The sequence below is a fragment of the Collinsella sp. AM13-34 genome (assembly GCF_003473055.1).
Lineage (GTDB): Bacteria > Actinomycetota > Coriobacteriia > Coriobacteriales > Coriobacteriaceae > Collinsella.
In genome coordinates this window covers 44,454-69,293 of record NZ_QRLE01000011.1, presented here as the reverse complement: position 1 = coordinate 69,293, position 24,840 = coordinate 44,454, and the positions used below count along the sequence as shown (strand labels likewise).

The window sequence follows — 24,840 nt, the reverse complement described above, 5'->3', positions numbered from 1 at the left end:
TGGGATGGCGGATTATCGCATCGTGCGCCTACTCGCAAAACTGGAAATCCCGCTGTTGCTGGCGGTTCCTGCGGTGATGGCTGCGGCGTTGCTGGCGGGCGTTGAGCAGGCGGCGCTCGCCATGCTTGTCGTGGTGGCGCTGGTGCTTGCGCTGTTCTTTGCAGGCTACGAGGCGTCGCGACCGGGCCTGCGCCAGATCATGCCCACGCTGGTGCTGGCGGCGCTGGCCGCGGCGGGGCGCATCCTGTTTGGGCCCATTCCCGATTTTAAGCCCGTGAGCGCTATCGCCATTATCGCGGGTGCGACACTTGGCCGTCGCAATGGTTTTATGGTCGGCGCGTTGGCAGCGCTGACCAGCAATTTCTTTTTTGGGCAGGGCATGTGGACGCCGTGGCAGATGTATGCCTGGGGGCTCGTGGGATACGTTGGCGGTGCGCTGGCGCATGCCGGCGCTTTTGATCGCGCCGATGGCACCGTGCGTATGCCGGCGCTGCTGACCTACGGCTTTGCTTCGGGTTTGCTGTACGGCGTTGTGATCAACGCCTACGACATTATCGGTTTTGTTCAACCGCTCACGTGGGCGGGTGCCATGGCGCGTCTTGCCACCGCCGTACCGTTCGATATCGCGCACGGCCTTGCGACCTGCGTGTTTTTGGTCGCCTTGTACAGGCCTTGGTGCCGTCGCATCAACCGAGTCGTCGTGAAGTACGGACTGTAGGGCTGGTTGCGCCGGGGCGGGAATCAATACTGCCGAAGTGCCATTTTAAAACTTTGCCGGTTTACGGGGCCAGATTGGCACAAGCAGACCATGCCGGCTATTTTTGAAATAGAGCAAGCCGTTTACCTGCGGTTTTATTATTTCGGAATTGCGTATGGTTGGGGGTTCGCGATTCAGTCCCGTAAACCGGCATAGTTTTGAAATAGCCGGCTGATACGACGGGCATCGTGGCCCTCGGAGAGCCAAATTGATCCGTTTCCTTTCGCCTCCAGGCGTTCCCAGGGAATCAGCTGGACCCGCCCGCCACGAAATCGGTCTATCTACTACGTTTGGCCCGACACCCCCAACCACAACCGTGTTTTATGAAAAACCGCAGGCTTTCTACCTGCGGTTTTCTTTTTGCGTTGTTCGCTGTGGTTGAGGGTAGTGGCTTAAACGTAGTAGATGGGCCAGTTTCGTGGCAAGCGAGCTGCGTGGATGATCTCGCGAAGTGAAAATGATTCCTTTTCCTCCGTCCCCAGGAGATCAGTTGGGGCTAGAGCTCTAGCGTGAGGGTGACGGGGCAGTGGTCGCTGCCAAAGATGTCGCCGCGGATGCCCGTGTCGCGCACGTTGCCGGCGATTGCGTCGCTTACCAGGAAGTAGTCGATGCGCCAACCGGCGTTGTTCTTGCGGGCATTAAAGCGGTAGCTCCACCAGCTGTAGACGCCCTCGACGTCCGGATTTGCCGCGCGCCAGGTATCGGTAAACCCGGCGTTGAGCAGCTCGGTGAACTTGCCGCGCTCCTCGTCCGAAAAGCCAGCGTTGCCGCGGTTGGACTTGGGGTTCTTAAGGTCGATCTCCTCATGCGCCACGTTAAAGTCGCCGCAAGTTACGACGGGCTTGCCGGTCTCGCGTTCAAGCGCGCTCAAAAAGCCGCGATAGGCATCGTCCCAAGCCATGCGCACGTCGATGCGGGCGAGTTCGTTTTGCGCGTTGGGAGTGTAGACATCCACAAACCAGAACTTGTCGAACTCCAGCGCGCAGACGCGGCCCTCGGTTACGGCTTGGGTGACGAGTGCGGCCGCCTCGCCCTCGCCGGCGTAGGGTAACAGCGCGTCGGCGTGCAGCACGCGCAGCGGTTCCTGGCGGCTAAAGACCGCAGTGCCCGAATAGCCTTTACGCTCGGCGTAGCTCCAGGTTTGGTGATAGCCGGGCAGGTCAATATCGACCTGGCCTTCTTGCAACTTGGTCTCTTGCAGCGCCAGGATATCGACGTCGAGTTCTTGCGCGATCTGGATAAAGCTTGGGTCCTTTTTGAGCACGGCGCGCAGGCCGTTGACGTTCCACGAGGCGAAAGTGTAAGTCTGAGGCATGGTGTCCTTTCTACGGGGTTGGCAGGCTTAAGATTAGCGCAACAGGGGCGGGGTGGGCTCCGCGCATGCTGACTTAAAGGTCGCATGCTGGGACATCGCCCGACGCCGCCCGATCAACAAGGACGGAGGACTCATATGACGCAGGCAATATCGGACCCCAGGCAGGCGTCCGCCGCGCTGGCGGATCTGTTTGACACCCACAAGCGCGTGGTCTTCTTTGGCGGCGCTGGTGTTTCCACGGCAAGTGGCATCCCCGATTTCCGCAGCGTGGACGGCCTGTATCACCAGCAGTTTGCCTATCCGCCCGAGACCATGCTGTCGCATAGCTTTTACGAGGCGCATCCGGCCGAGTTCTTCGACTTCTACCGCACCAAGATGATCGCGCTTAACGCTAAGCCCAACCGCTGTCACACCAAGCTGGCCGAGCTGGAGCGCGCCGGCAAGCTTGATGCCGTGGTGACGCAAAACATCGACGGCTTGCATCAGATGGCGGGCTCGCAGCGCGTGTTCGAGCTGCACGGATCGGTCCATCGCAACATTTGCCAGTCGTGCGGCGCGGTCTATAGCGCCGAGTGGATTTGCTCGCGCGAGCACGAGGACGCCGCGGGCGTGCCCGTGTGCCCTGCGTGCGGTGGTCGCATCAAGCCCGATGTGGTGCTCTACGAAGAGCCGCTCGACGAGCGTGTGTTGACCGGTGCCGTTGCCGCCATCGCCGCGGCCGATGCCCTCATTGTGGGCGGGACCTCGCTCGTGGTGTATCCGGCGGCAGGCCTTACGCGTTACTTTACTGGCGATACGCTGGCCATTTGCAATTTGGCGCCTACCGATCAGGATGCAAATGCCGACCTGCTGATTTCTTGCGACATCGCGGCCGCGTTTGCGTTCTAGCCCGTGTGCGCGGATACAATAGAAAGACTGAGTGCAAAGCGACCCCGCCGCCAGCTCCCCAAGCTCGGCGGCGTGGGCATTTTAGGAGGATGTTCATGGCGAACGACAGCAAGACATGGCGGTGCGGAAAGTACGAGCTCAGCTTTGATCGTCCGCGCATCATGGGCGTCCTCAATGTGACGCCCGATTCGTTTAGCGACGGCGGGGAGCACTTCGACCCGGATGCCGCCATCGAGTACGGCCTGGCGATGCTCGATGCCGGCGCCGACATCATCGACGTGGGCGGCGAGTCCACGCGCCCCGGCTTTACCCCGGTCAACCCCGACGAGGAGGCGCGTCGCGTGCTGCCCGTCGTGCGCGCGCTCGCCAAAGAGGGCGCTATCGTCTCGATCGATACGCGTCATGTGGCGGTTGCCAAGGCGGCGGTGCGCTGCGGTGCTTCGATTGTCAACGATGTAACGGGCTTCACCGACCCCAAGATGGTCGAGTTCGTTAAGACGAGCACCTGCGGCGTTATCGTAATGCACGCCGGCGAGGTCGCCGCACCCGCCCGCACGCACGCGACGGTGCAGCTCGATACTTCGGCCGCGGCGTTTGTTGCCGAGAAGGCACGCGAAGCGGCCGCCGAGGCCGCGCGCGAGGCCGAGAAGCCCGCTCGTCGCCGTCGCGGCAAGTTGCTGGGCGAGTCCAAGGTTGAGACCAAGCTTCCGGGCGGTGTGGTACAGCCCTCGCTGCCGTTTGGCGAATCAGAGCCCACGCCCGAGCCTGTTGCCGAGTCAGAGACGCCGGCTACCGAGCAGGCTGCCCCTGCTGCCGTTGCGCCCGAGGCCGTGCCCGCAGCTACCGAAGTCGCACCAGAGCCCAGCGACCACCTGGCCGCCATGATGCGCCGCAGTGCCCGCCGTGAGGAAGCCTATGTGCCCACCTCGCAGCTCCGCCGCTTTACCCTGCCCGATTCGGCGCCCATCATGCGCCGCGTCATGGGCTTTCTGTCCGACCAGGCCCGCGCGCTCATCCATGCCGGCGTGTCGCGCGACCGCATCTGCATCGATCCCGGTCCGGGCTTTGGCAAGACGGCCAACGAGGATATCGTCATCCAGCGCGAGACCGCTAAGATGGCGTCGCTGGGCTATCCGCTCATGTGCGCCGTGTCGCGCAAGCGCTTTGTGGGCGCCGTCTCGGGCGTGACCGATGCCGCCGCGCGCGATGCCGCCACGTTTGGTGTGTGCCTGGGCGCCATCCAGGCCGGCGCCAACATCGTGCGCGTGCACGACGTTGCGGGCTTTGCGCAGTTCCTGAACGGTTACTGGGCCGTTGCCAAGCCGCAGCCGCGCCGCGCGTTTGTGGCCGTGGGTTCCAACCTGGGGCATCGCTGCGACAACATCCGCGCCGCGCGCGACATGATTGCCGAGATCCCGCTCACCTGCGTGTCCAACTGCTCGCGCATCTACGAGAGCGAGCCGGCCTACGAGACGCGCCAGGACGCGTTTGCCAACGCCGTCATCGAGATCAAGACCGAGCTGGCTCCGCTGGTGCTGCTTGACGAGCTCATGAAGATCGAGGCCGAGCTGGGCCGCGACCGTTCCAAGAAGGCCAAGGCAAACGGCCCGCGCACCATCGACCTGGACCTGCTGTGGATGGACGGCGAGACCCACGGCGGCAAAAAGCTGCGCCTGCCGCATCCACTGATCGGCGAGCGCGACTTTGTGCTGGTGCCGCTCGAGGATCTGATGCACGACCCGGCGCGGTTCTTCCGCTACAACGGCGTCGAGGTCAAGGAGCCCGAGGATCGCGTGGGCCATATCGTGGGTGAATTGGGGCGTATGTAGATGATCGAGATGAACGCTGTAGTCGCTGGCACTGAGCTCGACGCGGCGCGTGACGCGGGTCGCGAGGGCGTGTCCGCGGGCTGGTGCGCGTGGAGCGTGGGCGATGCTTCGCTGACGTTTTCGCTGGTCGTGCGTCCGGATGTGAACATGCATGCCTTCCACGGCCTGCCGTTTGTGGCCGCGATGGGCATGATGGACGCGCTCGTGGGCACGGCTTCGACGCCGGGGTTGGGCCTTGCCGGCAAGGTGGGCATTGAGTGGCCGAGCAATATCGTGTGCGGTGCGCCTGCGTTTGAGACGTCGCTCGCGCGTGTTGCCGTGAACGGCGGTGCCGGTGCTGCGGGCATGTTCGGTGCCGTGACGGTTGATATTGAACGTGCGGCGCTGGGCGAGCTTGGCGTGGATATGGCCGACGAGGTGCTGGTCGAGGCATTGGCCACCGCCGTGCTGACCCGCGTGGACACCTGGGCGGTTGCCGCCAACACACCACAGGGCGCTGCCGGGCCGCTGGCTCCCGTGCTGGGCGAGTACTTCGACATGGTGCCGCTGCTCGGTCGCCAGGTTGCGGCGGTGTCGCCCAACGGCCTGCCACTCGCGGTGGGCGTGTTCGCGGGCCTGGACATCTGGGGCCGCGCGACCATCAAGACCGACGCCGGCGAGCAGGAGTTTCCGCCCGAGGCCGTACGGATTCGCGGGCTGTAACGAGAGACGTCCGCGCCCAAAGATAACGATGACAACAAGACCCTCCTCGGCCTGTGCCGGGGAGGGTCTTTGCACAACCCGAGAGAATGGCCGCGTTGGCGCTATTCCTCAAAACTGAAAAATTTTCGTTTTTGAGGAATAGGAAACATGCACGATATCTCTGCGCTGGGCGTATTCGAGGAGTCTCTATTCCTCAAAATTGAAAAATTTTCAGTTTTGAGGAATAGGCTTGGCGAACGTTTGCGGGGCTGTGACATCGGGCGTGCTCGACTTAAGCCCCTGCTCTATCCCAGCTCCTGCATGCGGCGGTAGATTTCGCAGATGCCCTTGATGGTGAGTTGGCCGTCTACCACGTCGAAGGCATCGGTCGAATCGGCGACGATGCCGGCGAGACCGCCCGTGGCGATAACGGTGGCGTCCTCGCGGCCCAGCTCGCGTTTCATGCGCGCGACCAGGCCCTCGGCCATGGCGGCAGCACCCACCACGGCGCCGACCTTGATGCATTCCTCGGTATCGCGGCCGATGGCGTGCTCGGGCGCCTCGAGCGGCACGCTGGCGAGCTTGGCGGCGCGGGCGGCAAGCGCGTCCATGGAGATGCGGATGCCCGGCGCGATTGCTCCGCCAATGTAATAGCCGTCTTCGTCGATGACGTCGATATTGGTCGCGGTGCCAAAGTCCACCACGATTGCCGGCGCGCCGTAGAAAGTCTCGGCCGCAACGGCGTTGGCGACGCGGTCGGCACCTACGGCCTGGGGACGCGCCGCGCGCAGCTTGGTCACCGCGGCCGTCTGCGGCCCGATAACGATGGCGTCTGCCGCGATGCGGTCGGCCACGGCGTGCCACTCGCGCGAGAGCTGTGGCACCACGCCGGCAAAGGCGATCGCGTCGACCGCGCCGAGCGAGAGGTCGTACATCTTAAAGAAGCCCATCAGGCGCACATGGATCTCGTCGGCGGTATAGGAGCGGTCGGTGGGCATGCGCCACGACTGCACCAGCTCGTCTCCGTCAAACAGGCCCATGGCCGTCTGCGTGTTTCCCATATCGATAGCGAGCAGCATGTCTACTCCCAGTGTTGGCATAAAAGGACGCGCACCATTGTATACGCGCCGTCGACGGCGCTCGGCTGCGATTCGTTTACGGTGATATGGACTGAGGGGTTTAAATATGAAGGAATTATGCTCTACGAGATTTTTCTTGCCGTTTACCGAACCCCCGCGTAATATTCTTTCTTGCGCACATGAGGCGCCCAGACATTGCGGGGTGGAGCAGTCTGGTAGCTCGCCGGGCTCATAACCCGGAGGTCGTAGGTTCAAATCCTGCCCCCGCGACCAAGAACTTGCAGCTCGTCGGCCTAGCCGGCGAGCTTTTTTGTTATTCCGAGACCGTGTTTTTCGGTCCAATTCTCAGCCTCTCAAACAAAATCTCGATCTGTAACATCTAGACCCGATTTGGGCGGCTAGGTGTTACAGATTGAGATGTTGAGTCCCCGCCTGGACGGTTTGTCTAAATCTGTAACACGAGGGATGGATTTTGCCGAGTTGTTGTTACAGATTGAGATTTTCTAGCAGGCGGGTTTGGTTTGTCTCGATCTGTAACAGTTGCTCGGCAAAATAGGGTCTTACCGTTACAGATTGAGACAAACCCGCGGCCAGGCCCACCCCATCCACCAGCCCTTACCCGCTATCCGCCGATTTCCGTTGCGCCCTCGTGCCCCCATGCCATATCCTCGTTGTAACTACGCGGCAACATCGCCGCCGCGCCTACAAGAGAGGAATGTCCATGACCGCACCTGCCACTAAGCTGCTCCAGCCCATTACGGTTGGCCCCCTTGAGCTCAAGAACCGCATTATGTTCCCGCCGCTGACCACCGGCTACGAGGAGCGCGACGGTTCCATCGGCGAGCGCAGCCTGGCTTTTTACGAGCGCCTGGCCCGTGGCGGCGTGAGCTACATCGTCATCGGCGACGTCGCTCCCGTTATGACCGCAAGCCCCACGCCCAAGCTGGCGACCGACGCCCAGATCCCCACGTTTAAGGCCCTGGCCGACGCCGTCCACAAGCACGGCGCCAAGGTCGCGCTGCAGCTGTTCCACCCCGAGTACGACGTCCCCGGCGTCGGCCGCATGGTCATGGGCTCCATGGCCGCCGCCAAGGCCGCGCAGGAGGCCAAGGCCGCCGGCGACGAGGAGACCTTTGCCGCCAAGATGGCCGAGTCCAACGAGATTCGCAAGCAGGCCTACGCCAAGCTGCACCACGACATGCAGCACTTTGTGAACGAGGCGAGCGTGGAGCAGCTCACCCAGATCAAGGAGGCCATCGCCGCCTCGGCCGCTCGCGCACAGCAGGCCGGGATCGACGCCATCGAGGTCCACGGCGACCGTCTGGTGGGCTCGCTGTGCTCGGCTATCCTCAACCAGCGCACCGACGAGTACGGCGGCTCGTTCGAGAACCGCGTTCGCTACGCGCTGGAGGTCGTCGCCGCCATTAAGGAAGCCGCACCGGAGCTGATGGTGGAGTACAAGCTCCCCGTGATCATGGAGAACCCCGACGGCACGCCGCGCGGCAAGGGCGGCCTGCAGCCCGATGAGGCCTGCGAGTTTGCCAAGCTGCTCGAGGGCGCGGGCATCGACATGATCCAGGTCGCGCAGGCCAACCACACCGGCAACATGGGAGACACCATTCCGCCCATGGGCGCCATGCCCTACAACTGGACGCTGCCGGTGGCCGAGCGCGTCAAGGCCCTGGTCTCCGTGCCGGTGGCAACCGTCGGCCGCGTTGTCTCGGTCGAGGCCGGTGAGAAGATTCTGGAAGACGGCGCGGCCGACATCATCGCCTACGGCCGCTCGCTCATGTGCGACCCCGACATTGCGCTGAAGGCCGCCACGGGTGAGCCCATTCGCGAGTGCCTCAATTGCAACAAGGGCTGCGTCGACGCGATTCAAAACCGCAAGTACATCTCGTGCGTGCTCAATGCCGAGAACGGCGACGAGGCGACCATCGCCATCAAGCCGGGCGAGGGCGACAAGAAGGTCGCCGTGGTGGGCGGCGGTATTGCCGGCTTGGAGGCCGCGCGCGTGGCGGCCAAGCGCGGCTACGACGTGACCGTCTATGAGGCGAGCGATCACTTGGGCGGCCAGATTGTGCTGGCAGCCGCGCCTCCGCGCAAGGACGAGATCATGCGCTCGGTCGAGTACTACGAGAAGATTCTGCCCGGCCTGGGCGTGAAGGTCGAGCTCAACCATGCCGCTACGGCCGAGGATCTCAACGCCGCCGACGCCGCGATTGTGGCCGTGGGCGCACACGACGTGGTCATCCCCGTTCCGGGTGCCGACTCGGACAAGGTCGTCTCGAGCTGGGACGTGCTGGCCGGCAAGGTGGAGCTCAGCGGGCGCGTCGCCGTCATTGGCGGTGGCCTGGTGGGCACCGAGACTGCCGAGTACCTGCTGCAGCACGGCTGCGAGGTGGCGATCGTCGAGATGCTCGACAAGATTGCCGCGGGCGAGTCCGAGACCATTCTGCCGCTGATCATGAGCGACTTCGCCGCCCACAACGTGGAACAGCACGTTAAGACCCGCCTGACCGCCGTTACCGACGAGGGCGTGGAGGCCGTGCACACCACCGAGGACGGCCCCGAGGAGCCGGTGAAGATCGCCTGCGATTACGTGGTGATGGCCGTGGGCTCCAAGGCCAACGCGTTTGACCTGGATGGCGTGACGGTGCCCGTGACCTGCGTGGGCGACTGCTCGGGCGAGCGCACCGCCGACATTGCGAGCGCCATTCGCACGGCGTATCACGCGGCCAACGAGCTCTAAGCAAGAAAGCTATCGCGTATTGAGTGGGCGGGGAGTGCCGTATCGGTGCTCCCCGCCTTTTTGCCAATAGAGTGTCCCTGACCAGCAGGTTCAGAAAATCCGAATCTTGAGCACCCGAAAATCCGAATCCTTAGAACATGAAAATCCGAACTATATGAACACGAAAATCCGAATCGCAACTACCCGAAAATCCGAATTTGCTACAGTGGAATAGAAGAATCAGAAAGCAGGACCTGGAAATCTGCGGGGGTGGCTCATGGCAGGTGAGAGGCTACATCGGGACGGATACATCCCACGTATCGTGGATGCGCAAATCGAGCGCTACCTTCACGTCTTTGGCGCGGTCGAGATTGCAGGCACCAAGTGGTGTGGCAAGACGTGGGCCGCGCTTGAGCATGGGGCGTCCGTCTCGTATGTCGACGAGAATCTCGACCTCGCGCGTGCCGACCCGGCGATGATGTTGCTGGGAGACCGTCCGCATATTATCGATGAGTGGCAGCGCGTTCCCCAAATTTGGGACTACGTTAGACACGAGGTTGACCGCACCCGGGGTACGCGCGGCGCCTATATCCTCACGGGTTCCGCCACGCCTGCGTTTGGCTCAAAGGCGGAGGCGCCCGCGCATAGTGGAGCCGGCCGCATCGGCCGCGTCCGCATGCACCCCATGACGCTTGCCGAGACAGGCGAGTCCAACGGCAAGGTGAGCCTGGCGGGCTTGTTTGAGCATCGTTTTGAGCCCTGTCGGTGCAATGGCGATACACCGGGGCTTGTCGAAGCCGCTTGCCGCGGCGGCTGGCCCGAGGCGATCGATATGGTTTCGGCTGACGCCCAGCTCATCGCCCGCGAATATCTCAACACCACGTTTTCGAGCAGCTTTCCGGCGGTCGGTCTCGACCCCGATATTGCTCGTCGAGTCTCTGCATCGATCGCGCGCAATCTGGGACAGGCAACCACGTATAAAACGATTCTTATGGATATGTTCGGTGCCGAGGAGGAGCCCGCAGCGTTTGCCGACGAGACCAAGGTGCGTAGGTACCTGGATGCCCTCAAAGGCATGTTCATTCTCGAGGAGGTCCCCGGTTGGGTTCCCGCCGCGCGCGACAAACGACGCTTTACCGTCAAGCCCAAGCGCTATCTGGCAGATCCGAGCCTTGCTTGCGCCTTGCTAGGTATGTCCTTGCAGGCGCTGCTTGCCGACTGGCAGACATTTGGTCTGGTGTTTGAGAATTTGGTCATACGCGACCTTTCGGTCTACGCACGTTCGCTCGACCTGCTGGATAGCACGCCCGTGCGCTATTATCGCGACGATTCGGGCCTTGAGTGCGATGCTATCGTGCAGCTAGCCGACGGACGGTGGGCCGCCTTTGAGATTAAGGTGAGTGAAGATAAAGCGAGCGCCGGCGTCGAGAGCCTCAAGCGCGTTCGCAAGAAGGTCTGTGGAAATCCTCGTTCACGCACACGCGAACCGGAGTTTATGGCCGTGATTGTGGGGGTGGGTGAGTACGCCCGCGAGGTCGAGGACGGTATCTACGCGATACCCGTGCGCGCGTTGGGGTGTTAAGGGGCGGCACGCCGTGTGCCCGCTGCCCGGTGCTGCGGATTGGTGCAAGTGGTCAGGTTTGTTTGCACCATGTCCTTGGCATATGGAAGAAGCTGCTATTCGTAATCTTTAAGACATCATTAAGGCTTGCGCTGTGGAGCAAACCGCAGGTCAATGCTATTCTTTTACCTTATCGTATGGTGTTGTATTCTGCCTGAATTCTATGCCTACGAGCAACGGATTGATCGCGACCAAGCGGAAAGGATGGCACGCCCGCTAGCAGGGCAAACGCAAGCGATGAGTGGCATGGACCGACATAGCGAGCTCCAGCAGCACAAGACGGCGGCCGAGTACCGCCAAGCTGCCGACGAGCACGCGCGGACCCTCAAGGATTTCTGGAAGGATTTCCTGGTGAGCGGTCTGTTTGTGCTGGCCGCCATCGTTGCCATCTTTGCATGCCTGGCCTGGTTTGCCGCGAATAACCGAGTGAGTGCCACGGGGAGCACGATCGCGGCGAAGGGCCCGCGGTTTGTGCTCTCGGGAACGCAGGGCGGCACGGCGGGTAAGTACGACACTCAGGACAACTACGCGTCGGACAGTACAAGCCTTGCCGTGAACAATCTTTTCAACCTCAATAACATGAGCGCCGATGGCGGTCTCTCTCCGGGGTCGGCCGGCCAGCTCCAGCTCAACGTCAGGCCGCTCTGCAATGACCTGCACGATATCACGGTGGAGATGACCTGGGAAATTTCTGTTCAGACGAGCGTTGCGGGCACGGGCGGCACTGCTGCGGATGCATCGAAAAACGAAGAGATCATCAACTCGCTTAAAGATTTGGTGCGCGGTCATATCCTGGTTTTTCAGGGCAAAGACGCCTCTGGCTTTTACTCGAATCCGCTGGTCCCTACGACCACCACGGTGACCCAGGACGGGGCCAGCGTCACCGTCATTACGCAGAGCTTTACCATCCCAAAGTCGAGCTTTTACGCTGCGGACTCAAATAGCACGACCGAAACCGTCACCAAAACCCTCTACTGGATTTGGCCGGAGCAGTTCAAGAGCTATGTTCACACGGGCAACGCCGGCTACGGTGGCAACCTTTTCGCTAACACAGGCGACGAGGGGGGATACACAACCCTCGTCGGCGACATCAACAATAACCACGCGCGCTATTTCCGCGCCGATAGCACGAGCGTGCCAGGTCAGGCGCCTAGCGCGGTTCCGCCTGTCGGAGCCGGCATGTCCTCTGCGGATGTGGAGACCTGCGCCAATTATTACAACAACGCCGACGAGATTATCGGCAAGAACGTCAAGTACATTCGCGTGCGCTTCACCGCCAAGGAGGCGGATAAATAAATGGACGAGCAGCTTAATGCCCGCGAGCAGGGCGATATCAAACACAACGAAGGAGCGGCAAACCCCGGCGGCAACGGGTTCGGCTCGCACGGCGAAGCGCGTCCGGCTGGCCGCATCGAGCGCATCAAGGCTTGGGTGAGCGACCACCGTCGCGAATCCCTGGCCATCGTGGGTCTGGTGGCCGTGCTTCTCGTGTTGCTGGGATTGACGCTCGGATGGTTCGTCGATGCCAATCGCGGCTCCACCGTCGGCAAGATCAAGGAGCCGGCAGAGCTCAAGGTGCTGGGCCCCAACGCTACGGCAGCCGAGCAGATCGACCTGAGCTACAACCCCGAATACGGCGATACCAAGACTGGCAGCACGGTGACGCTCAAGCGCCCGTTTTGCGTGCAGACGGGCGGCGACGGGTTTGAGCTGCAGCTTGCGAATACGACCAACATTAAAGGTCTCACTATCGAGCTGTATAAAGCCGAGAATCCGGGCCTAGGTGATACTCCCGACGTGAGCGGCACTGCGGGCGGCAAGCCCTATAGCTGGAAAATGTCTGGAACGGATCTGCTGAAGAGCTTCACGCCCATTAACGACCCGGGCGACGGCCTGGCAGCCGTGCCGGGCGAGGGCACAAGCGACCCTACATTCAAGGACTATCAAAACGTCCAGCGCAACGCGCGCCCGCTCTACCGATACAAGAAATTCGGCAAAAGCGAACTCAACGCCAAGACGCTCGACGGCTCGACTGGCAATGACACACTCAACTTTATCATCAAGCTTTCGTGGGACGAGAGCACCAAAGAGACCGACGTGATCTACCTGATAGCGCGCAACACGAGCGGTAAGTAGGAGAGGGGGCGCACATGGAGAAGCAAGAGAATCAGCAGGATGCCGAGTGCGAGCAGCTGGCAAAAAGCAAAAGCCTAGTCAAGAATAAGCTGGTTGTGGCAGCAATCGCACTTGTTTGTGCCGTGGCGCTCGTGGCGGGTGGCTACTTTACCTATTCCGCCTACATCGCCAACGGATTTCTTAAGTCCGTCGCCGCGACAGGCACCGCTCAGAGCCTGTTTGCGAGCGACCTGCTCACGGGCTACATGAGCGCGCCCGGCGATGCCGAGCTTGCCCGCGCCCAGCGCTCCGTTACGGTATATCCCAACAACAAGCAGTGCAGCTTCACCTTTAGCATCTATAACTATTTGCTGAGCAACAGCAACTTCTGCAACGATAAAAACGTGACGTATACCTTAACGGTCGAGGGGTGTGGGCTCGATGGCACCACGTGGAGTTATGCGCCCCAACCCGCCGGCAACGTCAAGCTTCCGGAGAATCAGCCCACCAAGCACGACTACACCGTGACGTTCCCTGAGGACAAGTTGGGACATGCCTACTTTGTGATTAAGGCCATGGTTGTTTCGAAGGAGAGCCCCGGCACCGAGCTCACCTGTCTGGCGGCGAAAGTCGTGCCGTCAAAGAAGGCCGAGGTCAAGACCGCGGCGGTCGAGGGCGCGCTGGTCGATGAGGCTGGCAAGTTTGCTGATTACGCTGCGTACAACTACCGCGTGACGGTTACGGGCGCACCGGCAAACGTCGAACTTAGGTGGGGGGAGAACGTGGAGATCGACCCGTTCTTTGAGATCAACCATGGCGCGACGGTGGATGCTGCAGCTCGCAAGGCTACGTTCACCATGGAGCCGGGTTCGATGGTCGTCAACTTTTACCGAGCGGACGGCAAAACGCCCGGTGGCTGGGGTGACCTGGGCATTAACGTGAGTGGAACTACCCTGACGGGCACGACGGAGACTCAATAACTCTGGAAGCAGAGTTTTTAGGATAAGAGGTACGGAATCGATGAGAACGGCAAAGCGCATACTCGCAGAGTTCATGACGGTGGTCATGGTGCTCCAAGCATGCTCGCCCACGGTGGTTGCTGTGGCGGCAGGCTGGCAGAACATCTCGAACGAGATTGCTGCCGCATCTGCGAAGGCGTTGGATACTGCCGAGGGCGGCGAGACCAACGGCGATGTCACGATCGGGTCTGGGTCGAGTGATACCGGCGCCGACAGCGACAGTGCTGGGGATGACGCGGCGAAGGATGACGCTGCAGCAGGCGATACCACCGATAGCGCTACGGGTTCCGATTCCACGGGCGACCAGACGGAAGACGACGATGCCGCTGACGATGCCGCCACTGACGACGCCGAGCAAGATGCCGATGATGCGACTTCGGAGGACGCTGATGCCCAGGCGGGTGCGACGATCACGGATTTGAATAAGCTCGTCGAGCTGCTCGAGAAGAACGGCGCGGAAAGCATCGTGCGCAAAGACGACGAGAGCGGAATCCGAAGCCTCGATGTCAAGTCGTCGGAGGCGTTCGCCGTCCTGTCTAACGCCGACGCTTCGCTTTACTATGATGCGCAGATCAAGGTTATCATCACGGGCGATGCGAAGCTCACCGAGTCGGCTAATAACGGCATGTCTTTCCAGGGTCTTGGCAGTGATGAATGTCCGTTTGAAGGCAGGATCTATAGGGACGTTGATAGTCCCGTCGAGCTTACGACTGATCGGACGGTTTTTAATAACCTCAAGCTGTCTGACCAAAACAAAACGGTCAGGATAAAGTGGGTAGGCGCGACTAGCTATAGCGCACCGATGGTCGCTTCGAAGGTCAGCGGTGCGGAAAACGGCGAAGAGAGCAAGACACTCATCGCGTCGGTTGACATCGTGGAACCCGTGAACGTTGATGTGAAGGATGCGACTTCCGCCTTGACGGCACCCCTCCTGGGTGCGACGACGGGCGACCTTGCTGCGAACGTTACCTATAGCCTCACCGATTCTCGAAAGAATCTCAACGCGAATGCGACGGGCAACATTGGCTTGATTGCCAACACGGTCGAGAGCGGGAGCTTGACGGTTGAGTCCGTCACGTTCCCCAACGATCTGACCTCAGGCGGAGCCGTCAAAACGAGCTCTGGCAACGCTGGCCTGCTCGTAGGCGAAGTCAAGGACGGTGCGACCCTGAGCATTGGCACTCTGGCAAACGTTCCCACCGCCACCGTCCAGTCTACGAACGGCTCCGCCGGTGGCGTTGTAGGACTCGTTGGCTCGAGCACGGGTGCCATGGTCAACGTCGCGAAAGCTCTCGACCTACACGCGCTCACCGTCAAGGGCACAACTGCCAGCGGCGGTTTTATTGGTAAAGCGACCGTGCTCACACTGGGCGCGGATAATAAGCAGATTGGGTGTCCTCTAAATATTGGCGACGAGAACAGCGCTTGCTCTGGTGGCGTTATCGGCGACGTGAGCTTTGCGCAAGGATTTGCCGTTACGTCCAATATGTTCGACCTGGGCGACCTTGTGACTCTTGGTGCGTCGCAGCGCGCCGGCGCTCTTTTTGGCATGGCCGATATCTCTAATGGAGACATCGTGGTGCAAGGCGGGACGTATAAGAGCAAACTCGCCTTACCAGAAGATGTTAGTGTCAACGGCAGCTACGGCGGCCTTGTCGGCAAGGTGTTCGCGACGAAAACGGACGACGACGGCGCTTTGCGCGCCTTTGTTGTTGAAAAGGATGCAGATAATAAGAATACGTGCTCAATTGAGTTTGACCTTGCGAGCAAGTTGTCCGACGCAGGCGGCGTTGTCGGCTATGTTGGCGATAGCGCAAATCCTAACTCGCAGCCCGTTGCCGTTGTCTTCAACGGCGTGACGGTTGCGTGCAAGGGAGATGCTTCGGCGCGAACGGGTACCGGAAAGTTCGGTGGCGCCGTGGGCGTTGTCGATACGCGCAATGTCCTTGACGTGCGAGATTTCAAACTTACAAGCGACAATCCTATCGGTAAGGCGCAAAGCAACCGTGCCGCGGGAATTGCGGGATCCGCGTGGAATGCTGTAATCAAATTCAGCGGCATCACGGATCTGTCGGGCGCAAGTTTTGCCGAGAACGCCACGACGGGTCAGCTCGTATACGAGAACCACAACGCGCTGATCTTCGCTGCCGGCAATGGCTCTAATGGTGATCTGGGAGACAAGGGCGCTGCGGTCTGGACCTTCAAGCGTAGCAACTCAGCCTCAAAGACGGACGACATCGCGACCTACGGTGAAGTTGTTCGTCTGGGCGGCGACTTCATTAAGCTTGATGTGGACACTCATAAGTTGACCTTGCCGGATTCGCTGACGGCAGCTAACGGTGCCTACGCCCTAACCACAGCTGAGGATTTCGCCAAGCTTGCGATTACCTGGCAAACCAACGGCTACTACTCGATGGTTGACGGCGTTACCGAAAACAACCTTAACGGCTTGCAGTCCTCGACCATTACGGTGAACGGCACTATTGATCTCAAGGGTACGGGCCTGACGGGTTTCACGCAGGATCGTGCAGACGGCTCGCAAGTTTTCTCGGGAACGTTGAACGGTGGCGGCACAATCAATCTTGCCGTCGGCGAGGCGTACGGCAAGCGTGGTGAAGACGTGCTCGACGGCAATAACACGAGCAACGGCAACGGCAAAATCTACCGCCACGGCCGCTTGGGCTTGTTCGCGGCCGTCAACGGTGCAACCATCTCCAACGTCACAATCGCTGGCTCCATGAAGTTCGATAACGGTTCGGCTATCGATGCCGGGTCGCTTGCGTGTGCCATCGTCGGCAACCTGTCATTGTCTGGCGTAACGTGCAAAACGAATATCGCGTGCGATGATACGTTTGCCAATGACGTGAACATTGGCGGTATTGCGGGCAGCGTGCTGGCGGCTTCTACGGTTGCGTTTAAGGATAACAGCAAGGCTCAAGCGACCATCGCTGCAACTAAAACGCTTAACGGCAATAGTCGCATTGGCGGCGCCATTGGTTATGCGGGCGATTATGGCTCGTCATTCAATGTTGCGGGCCTCGAAGTCGCCGGATCAATCGAAACTGGCGATTGCGCCGGCGGCAAGATTGCCCAAGTCGGTGGTCTTATCGGCTGCATCGCACAGAGTACCTACAATGCAGGGACAATAGCCAACTCAGCTGATAAGTACGTGAACATTTCGGGCCTTTCGTTCAATTCATTCGAAATGAAAGTCGGCAGGAACGGCGATAAGCTCAATGGCACGGGTGGTTTCTTGGGTTATAGCTGGGGCAACGCGGTCGTAACTATCGGAGATGAGAGCATTAACAAGAATGAAAACTCTTATGCTCTGAAAACGACCAACGCTTCTATAACCGCGACTGCGGATGATTCCAAGGAACTCGGTGGTCTTGTATACGCCGCGAGCGGCCACTGGATTATCAACAACTATGCCATCGATCTCTCGGGCACAACCATTAATGCGGGCGCCGCTCAGACGCTCGGCGTTCTAGTTTGCCGCGGCTGCAAGGTGGATGATAAGACGACATATGGCGTCGAGAGCTACCTAGGCCTGTACTTGGAGGACAGGGCTTATTGGGATACCGCCTATAGGGTGCCCACCGGCGAGGGGGCCATCGTTGCGTCGGGCGTAACGTCCTTCGATGAATGGGTTGGCAGCGGTGTAAAACCAAACAACGGCAGCAAGCTCATGGACGCCGACTGGAACACGGTCGTTTCGCTACACACACAGAAAAACAAGCTGGACATGGACGGCGATGCCACAAAAGACAACAGCTACCATAATCGCTCGTCTTTCGGTCGAAGCCAGAATACGAACGGCAATACCCGCTACTTCTACAACCTCGACATAGCCTCTAAGAATTGTGAAGGCGGCTTTAGTGGCAGTCAAATCGATACAGCGGAAAAGCTGCTCTTATGGTCTGCTTACCGTTATGCTCCCGAAGGTATTCGTTCGACAATCGTTCCCAATGGCACGACAGGGCTCGATGATTCCATAACCATAACGGGTACAATCGATTTGGCCGGCTACAGCTATTATCCCACTCAGCCGAGCGGAGAGGTGACGGTTGAGAATGCGACCATTACCTTCTGTTACTCCAAGATCAAGGCCGAGCAGAATGGCAACAAGCTAAATTCCGATGCTACCCAGCACGAGAACATGCACTGCGGTCTTTTTCGAACGGTGGCAAACGGCGATCTCACAGTAAAAAACGTCACTTTGCGTGGTACTGTTGGGCCCGTTATTAATGACGGAAAGAGCTCTGAAGACACTGATGGAGCAAGCGGAAGCTCTTCGGGCGCGCTCGTGTGCCGCTGCGTGTATGGGTCCAGCGACGGCAATGGCGCCAAGATTAGAAAGATCTCAATTGATGGTCTTACGCTCAACAATCTGATTGTCGACGGCGCCAACAGCGCCACGGATGCTAACGCCTATATGCCTCTGCTCATCAACGAGATGCAGAAGTACGTGAGCCTGAACGCGAAGAATATCAAGACTACTGGGTACACGAGTGACACCAAGGCGGCTACGTCGCTGTTCGGAAAGCTTGGTGTAGGCAGTGAGGCCGATCAGGTGACGGCAAAGTTTGAGCAAATCAGCTTGCCCAGCCAAAAGAACAAAACGATCTTCACCCATGCGAGCCTGCTGGAGAGTTTTGGCTACGGAAGCACGAGCACGGGCTCTGCGGACTACACCTTTACTAAGGCCGATGCCGATGCCGATGCAGGCAAGGTGACATACGGATCTGAGATTGATGGGAGTACGGAGTACCCGGGCAAGCAGCTTTGGTATTACGACGAAGCGACGTATGGTGCCGTGAGCGGCTATGTGACGGTTGATGGTAAGAAGGACGGTGACGTCAGGCCTTGGTTTGGTGGCTATCTTCCTTATGTTTATAAGGGAAAGGCCACCGAGAGCGGCGTCCAATATCATGAAATTAAAGTCAACCAGCGCATTCCAAAGCTGGTAGAGGGATGCGGCACATATGGCGATCCGTATGCCGTTAAGGACGCGACTGAGATGAACGCCATCGCCAACTACATCAACAACCAAACTGCGCTCGACGGTTGGGAGGTCACCATTGCCGTCAACCAGAGTACGCTCTGTACTCGCCGCAGCGACAATAAAACCGACAATGAGGTTACGTACGTCTATAAGCAGGCGAAAGACACTGGGAAGAAGTGGGAAAAGAAGACCGGCGACACCACTGATCCTTCGGCCACACTTTCCGACGAGATGATGCACCGCTATATCCAAAGCGCGTACTACAGTATTGAACCTACCGGGGGTAATACGATCACCCTTGACGGCGCATCGTTTGGCGGTTTTGGCAACAAAGCCAACCCGTTCCGTGGCGTCATCGTTGGCAACCCTAAAGGTGATAAAAAGGCAACCATCAAGATAGAGAATAACGAGGGTTCGCTTCGCGGCCTTATTCCCTATAGTTACGGCAGCGTGGTGCGCGATCTGAATATTCGCTATGTGAACGCGTCGGCGACTATTACTTATTCTGCCAAGGATGCCGACGGTGTTCCGACGTCGTTCTTCGGTGGCGTTATCGGCTGCATCCTTGGCGGCGATAACATTATCGACGGTGTGGCCGTGAATGGGACAACGCCCGATAACTCCACAACCGGCTTTACGGTTGCTGGTGGCGGAACTAAGCCACATCTTGTTCCCATCGGCGGTTACGTTGGTGCCATTGCGGGCGGCGGTGTGATCTTCCGCAATATGTCAGGGACGTCTTGGCGCGCTGGAACCAGCGACAAGTCTCAGGGTCTTGGAACGGGCAACTTCCGGCAGTACGACAATCCCTACGTTGGTCGTGTGATTGATGGCTATGCCTTTAGCGAGGGCTGCAAAGTCGAAAACGGTAACGCTAACTACAAGATCAACGAGCTCACAAACAAGGGAGCTGCCTGCGTCACTACCACGGGCACCGACAACAAGTATATCGGCACTGATGCCGAGGCACCCGTGACCACGGTGGAAAACGCCCAGGGCCTTTTGGTGCTCTCGGCCATCATTAGCTCGGGTGCGGGTGCTGGAGCGGCACATACTGACTACGCTAATTATGGCGTGTTCCGCGGCTCCAAGGCGTACTGGGGCAGCGATAAGCAGGACCCGGCGATAAACGGCTACCTGTTTGGCAACAAGGAATATGGTAAGGTGCGAAATGCCAGCTACGACTGCGTGGGCAAGCCTGCGAGCGCTTCCGGCGATTTCGAAACCGCCAAAAACGATGACCAGAAGGCCCCGGGCAAACAGGGGTGGCACGGCCCGCTCAACCATGATGACGATGTAAATTCGCCCTACCTGGTGGCGTCCTACGCTGCCGACTACCAAACGGGCTACGTGTGCGCGTCGAAATCGATCGGCATGAGCCTGGAGTTCAAGGAAAATGCCACCTATGATATGACTGGCTACGGCACGGGATACGTGGGTCTCAGCGGCCGTTACTATTCCAATGCTTGCAGCTCGAACGAGGCGTCCACCGATCGCGACCGCATCACGCCGCACGTGGCAACGATCGACGGCAACGGGGCCACCATCACGGTGGGCACCAAAGATGCCACTTACGGCGTCGTCGAATATGCCGATGACGACTATAAGGTCTCGGGCGTGGGCGGCCTATTCAGCACCGTGATGTTCACCTCAACCAATGTGGGGCAGAGCGTCACCGCGAATGACGGCGCTCAGGTCAAAGACCTCACCTTTAGTAACTGCAACGTATCGCTCACGTACAAAGACGCCAACGGTAGCATTGCCTCGGGACCGGCATCGAACGACCTCATCGGCACCGGCCTTTTGGCGGGCGCAACGGCCAACTACGACGGCAACACGCGTGGCGTCTACCGCAACGTACAGATGAAGAACTGCACCGTGTTGGGCGCAAAGAGCGTAGGAGGGCTTCTTGGCAGCTCGGGCCGTACCAGCCGAAGGACGGATAACGACGTGACCTATATGGTCAATTTCGGCTCCGGCACGCAGGCGCCCGCGAATCTCTGTGACTGCTCATACACTGGCCTTAGCGTCACGGGCGAGAAGTACGTTGGCGGCTATGTGGGTGCGATCGCCTCGCCGTGCGGCGTGTGGACAACCGCGGCCACAGGGGTATACGAGAAGACTATTGGCAAAAACTCGACCATAACCGCCACGGGTACAACACCCTACGTGGGCGGCGTGTTCGGTTATACCTCCAGTAACGTATCGGTGAACACCAAAATTGGCATCACGGAAGCCGTCGCATCGAGCACGGCAGTCATCTCTGGGGTAAATGTACTCGCCACCGGGTCGAACACCGATAAGTACATGGGCGCCGGCGGTGTGGTCGGAAGCGCCTATAGAGGCGTTATTTCTATAAGCAACGTGCGCATTGATGCCGGAGGCGATGCCAAGAGCGCCATCATCGGCGATGCCACCGGAACGAACAATAGCATCCGTAATGCGGGCGGCTTGATTGGCGAGGTCACGAGCAGTGGCAGCCCCAACACGTACTGGTTTGAGGACTGTAGCGTCGAGAATATCAACATTGCCGGCACCGACCAATGCTCGGGCGGACTTATCGGCTACTACTTCAGCAATGTGAACATAGCCTGCAACAATATCGCGATTGAGAGCGCCACGATCAAGGGCAGGTGGAGCGGCGGTCTACTTGGCGCGATTAACAGCGGTGCCGACGTCATCAACGTCACCAACACAAAGGTATCTAACACAACGTTTGGCGGAACCTCCAACGGCGGCATTGCGGGCGACGGACGCGGCCAGTTCCATCTGGTAAACGTGCTCATGGACAGCAATACCTACAAATTGGGCTCTAAGCAGGGCGTGCTCTTAGGCGAGGTTGACACAAACGGCTATAGCCTCTCCGCAGCGGGCGTGAACGTAAAGCTCGGCAACGGCAAGACCACGCGTGATCTGCCGCCGATGGTTTACACGACCAATGCGGCCGCCGTAAACATGAAGTCGTATATCGCGTTTGGTGACTATAACGACACACTGGAAGCACCTGACAAGGGGATCACGCTCTACGGCGCGGACAATACCGCCACCACGGCAGCGAGCCCGTATGTGACCACGAGCCCCGTAAGCACGCTGGCGGCGCGTGCCTCCGACAACGACACCACCGATCGCTACCTGTTTGGCGACGGCGCCACCATCGACACCGCGGCGACCGTCCAGAGCGAGGCAGGCACCGGTGTTGCCGATCGCTACACCTACACGAATATCGGCGGCATTAATGACAACGGCGCCTATCAAAATAAGTCGAGCTACGATGCCTCATCCGTGGCCAGTAAGTTCAATTCGAATAATGATACAAGCAGCAACCAAGCCACAGCGGATTTTCCCGTTTTGGTGATCTCGGGTACCGATAATACGACGGCCAAGAGCTATCTAAACATCATCACGAACGGCGGCTTCTCTGACGCTTGCAGATTGAATAACGAGAATGGCACCAATCCGCACGTGACGGCCAAAGCAGATGTTTTCCAACTCAAGGATGGTGTGTTCGTTAAGGACGATGACGCGTCGAACAATCCCACGCTTCGCGTAGTGAACAACGGCAAGAACAATATGTCGTTTAGCCCAAGCTCCGATTGGGACAACGGCAAGGGCCGCTTTACGCTCCTGACCGTTACCTTTACCGAGGCGGGTCAGAGCTACAACGTTCAGGTGCCGATCGTCGTTAAGCGCAAGCTCGAGATTGATTTCGCTGCAACGTATGATTACGGCATCAAATTTAAAGAAAAAGACTACGCTAACCTTGGAAAAGATGCACACGTGCTTACGAGCTTTGGCGAGCCGATGACGGGTCTGCTTACCTGGACATACAATTCTGCCAATGGGAAGGAAGTCGACTTTGGCTGGGACAGCTATATGGCTGCTGGCGGCTCGATGAAGGGGCTCGGTAAGAGCATCCTCTTCAATGGTGCCGACGGAAGGTTGCCCCAGGGCACCCAGCTTACGCTCATCGATGCGAACGTTGACGGCCGGGCCGGTGGCAGAGAGTATCACTATACGGTGGGCGAAGGCGGAGCAACGAGCGTTTCCCTGAGCGGAAACGACGGCTTTAAGGATTCTGCGGGCAATCCATATCAGGAGCGATGGCTGAGCGAGATTTTGGATGTGTCGGCCACACAGGATGGCGCCGGCACATGGACCGTGTGTGATAACGAGGCAGAGGCGACCGCTAAAGCGAAACTCGATGGCAAGTGGACGCTGTTTAAGGTTGCGGGTGCTGACGTTCCCAGCAACAGCCGCTATACGCTAAAGGTACCTAAGGAGAAGGATACCGGCAGAGAGAAGCGTGCATCGGAGAGCGTCTACCTAGTTGTCAACGTGCCCAAGTCGGGCGACGGCGTGACGCAAGCTAGTATCAACGGTTTTGCGGCTTCGTCTATTGACTCGAATTCTTCGGGTGGCCGCATATCTTGGAATCTGCATCACGTCTTGCGCACCGGTGGCGACGATAATCAAAACGGTACGGCATCGACATACAGCATCTTGTCCAATTACGGGCAGGAAGTTAACGACGGGAAGCCGGAGGCGCGCACTCCGGTTTCGAAGTCGACGGACGGCGCCGCCTACGTTCTTTCTCTTGACGTTACCGACACGATTACGTTTAACCCAAGTCAGAGCTATGCTGACTCGGACTCTTTGTTCTATCAGCTCGATACGTCACTGTGCAAGTATGGCGCCAACAATACCCTGACGGGGGTGAGTAGTTTCCCGAGCGGAACCTCGGCGATCGCTAAATTCTATGTTGCCATCGGCAATCAGAACTACAGGTGGAGTGGCAGCGATTGGGAGCCGTATGACGCTTCGACGCCTGCGTTTACACAGATTGTGACGGATACGGGTGATGACTCACTGAGGCTCACGCTCGACCATGACCTTGCCGGAATCCGCAAGCGTGCAGCGGGCGGATCCTTTACCGTGCGTACGGTAGTGGAAGAGATTCGCCTTACGCCGGACGGCTGCAACAAGGTTATCTCCCTGTCCAAGCAGTCTGGCGAGGACGCCTGTACCAAGATGTCCTATACCGCCAAGCTTTCGACGCGTAAGGAAGGCCTTAATACCTCGAGCCTGACGCAGACGAAGCGCGGTAACGTCGGATACTATCGCATGGACACGGGTGATACGACCATTACGCTTTCTGCGCCAGATAAGTCGCAGCTTGGCATTAACGTGGACGACCTGCGTCCGATCGCGAATGGCACGATTGGTCTGGGTGCCACGTATGAACTGGGTGGACTCAGCAACGCCGCCGAGGCAATTGCGAACGCAGACTCTGTTGTGTACACGCTCTCGCTTCAGCGCCGCGGAACCGACGGCACGTATGAGAGCGTAACGGATGATATCTCAAACTACGTAACAGTGACGGAGAGTAAGCTTGCCGCGGTCGCTCCCTCCGGTAGCACGATCACCTTCACTGACTCGAAGGAGAACGGCAAGTTCAAAACGAAGAACGGTAATACGACGTTTAGCCTGCCCTTTACCGTTAAGGTCAACACGCAGGTTGAACAGCGTGAGCAGTTCTACGCGAACTATCGCTTGGTGATGACAGCGAGCCTGGTTAAGGGTGACGTGGCGAGCGCAACGCCTCAATCGCCCGACTATGTGACCTATACGCTCACGAGGGTGAACCTCAACGGCATCGACCACTAGTTCCGAAGCCAACTGGCTTCGCAAAGGGGGCGGCAACCACCCGGTTGCCGCCCCTTTTCTTGTTCTCCTGGCCTGCTGCTGCCCCAGCTTCCCACCTAGCTTTCCAGCTTTCCACCTTAGGTGGTAAGTTAAGTGG

The 24,840-nt window shown here is 59.2% G+C and carries 12 protein-coding genes and 1 tRNA gene; 11 read left to right on the top strand and 2 right to left on the bottom strand.

Going from position 1 to position 24,840, the window contains the following annotated elements:
• Nucleotides 1–4 precede the first annotated feature (4 nt).
• Nucleotides 5–718 (top strand): DUF6580 family putative transport protein, encoded by a 714-nt coding sequence (locus tag DW151_RS06095; protein WP_118334917.1) that lies wholly within the window; start codon nucleotides 5–7, stop codon nucleotides 716–718.
• 535 nt (nucleotides 719–1,253) lie between these two features.
• Here DW151_RS06095 and DW151_RS06090 read toward each other — a convergent pair.
• Nucleotides 1,254–2,072 (bottom strand): exodeoxyribonuclease III, encoded by an 819-nt coding sequence (locus tag DW151_RS06090; RefSeq protein ID WP_117759343.1) that lies wholly within the window; start codon nucleotides 2,070–2,072, stop codon nucleotides 1,254–1,256.
• A gap of 135 nt (nucleotides 2,073–2,207) precedes the next feature.
• Between DW151_RS06090 and DW151_RS06085 the strand changes: the two genes are divergently transcribed.
• From DW151_RS06085 to DW151_RS06075, 3 genes are all read left to right on the top strand, one after another.
• Nucleotides 2,208–2,960 carry an NAD-dependent protein deacylase gene (locus DW151_RS06085; RefSeq protein ID WP_118334916.1) on the top strand — a complete coding sequence of 251 codons (753 nt, stop codon included), beginning with the start codon at nucleotides 2,208–2,210 and terminating at the stop codon, nucleotides 2,958–2,960.
• Between the two features lie 95 nt (nucleotides 2,961–3,055).
• A complete protein-coding gene (gene folP / locus DW151_RS06080; RefSeq protein ID WP_118334914.1) occupies nucleotides 3,056–4,789 on the top strand; it encodes a dihydropteroate synthase in 1,734 nt (577 codons plus the stop codon).
• Complete coding sequence (locus DW151_RS06075) at nucleotides 4,790–5,491, top strand: hypothetical protein (protein ID WP_118334913.1); 702 nt, start codon at nucleotides 4,790–4,792, stop codon at nucleotides 5,489–5,491.
• A gap of 284 nt (nucleotides 5,492–5,775) precedes the next feature.
• Here the strand turns inward: DW151_RS06075 and DW151_RS06070 are convergent, their stop codons facing one another.
• Nucleotides 5,776–6,549, bottom strand: coding sequence for a type III pantothenate kinase (locus DW151_RS06070; RefSeq protein ID WP_158571664.1), 774 nt, complete (start codon nucleotides 6,547–6,549; stop codon nucleotides 5,776–5,778).
• Between the two features lie 196 nt (nucleotides 6,550–6,745).
• Here DW151_RS06070 and DW151_RS06065 point away from each other — a divergent pair.
• The 7 genes from DW151_RS06065 (at nucleotide 6,746) to DW151_RS06035 (ending at nucleotide 24,704) form a co-directional block, all read left to right on the top strand.
• Nucleotides 6,746–6,822: transfer RNA gene (locus DW151_RS06065), tRNA-Met, on the top strand.
• Between the two features lie 448 nt (nucleotides 6,823–7,270).
• The gene (bilR, locus tag DW151_RS06060; RefSeq protein WP_233543361.1) at nucleotides 7,271–9,301 is read left to right on the top strand and encodes a bilirubin reductase, long form; all 2,031 of its coding nucleotides are present in this window, start codon (nucleotides 7,271–7,273) and stop codon (nucleotides 9,299–9,301) included.
• A 256-nt stretch (nucleotides 9,302–9,557) separates the two neighbouring features.
• Nucleotides 9,558–10,862 (top strand): ATP-binding protein, encoded by a 1,305-nt coding sequence (locus tag DW151_RS06055; RefSeq protein ID WP_118237299.1) that lies wholly within the window; start codon nucleotides 9,558–9,560, stop codon nucleotides 10,860–10,862.
• A 285-nt stretch (nucleotides 10,863–11,147) separates the two neighbouring features.
• The gene (locus tag DW151_RS06050) at nucleotides 11,148–12,197 is read left to right on the top strand and encodes a hypothetical protein (RefSeq protein ID WP_147351769.1); all 1,050 of its coding nucleotides are present in this window, start codon (nucleotides 11,148–11,150) and stop codon (nucleotides 12,195–12,197) included.
• Complete coding sequence (locus DW151_RS06045; RefSeq protein WP_118237303.1) at nucleotides 12,198–13,037, top strand: hypothetical protein; 840 nt, start codon at nucleotides 12,198–12,200, stop codon at nucleotides 13,035–13,037.
• Between the two features lie 14 nt (nucleotides 13,038–13,051).
• On the top strand, nucleotides 13,052–13,996 hold the full coding sequence (locus DW151_RS06040; RefSeq protein ID WP_118237305.1) for a hypothetical protein: 945 nt from the start codon (nucleotides 13,052–13,054) through the stop codon (nucleotides 13,994–13,996).
• A 40-nt stretch (nucleotides 13,997–14,036) separates the two neighbouring features.
• A complete protein-coding gene (locus DW151_RS06035; RefSeq protein ID WP_118334908.1) occupies nucleotides 14,037–24,704 on the top strand; it encodes a hypothetical protein in 10,668 nt (3,555 codons plus the stop codon).
• Nucleotides 24,705–24,840 lie beyond the last annotated feature (136 nt).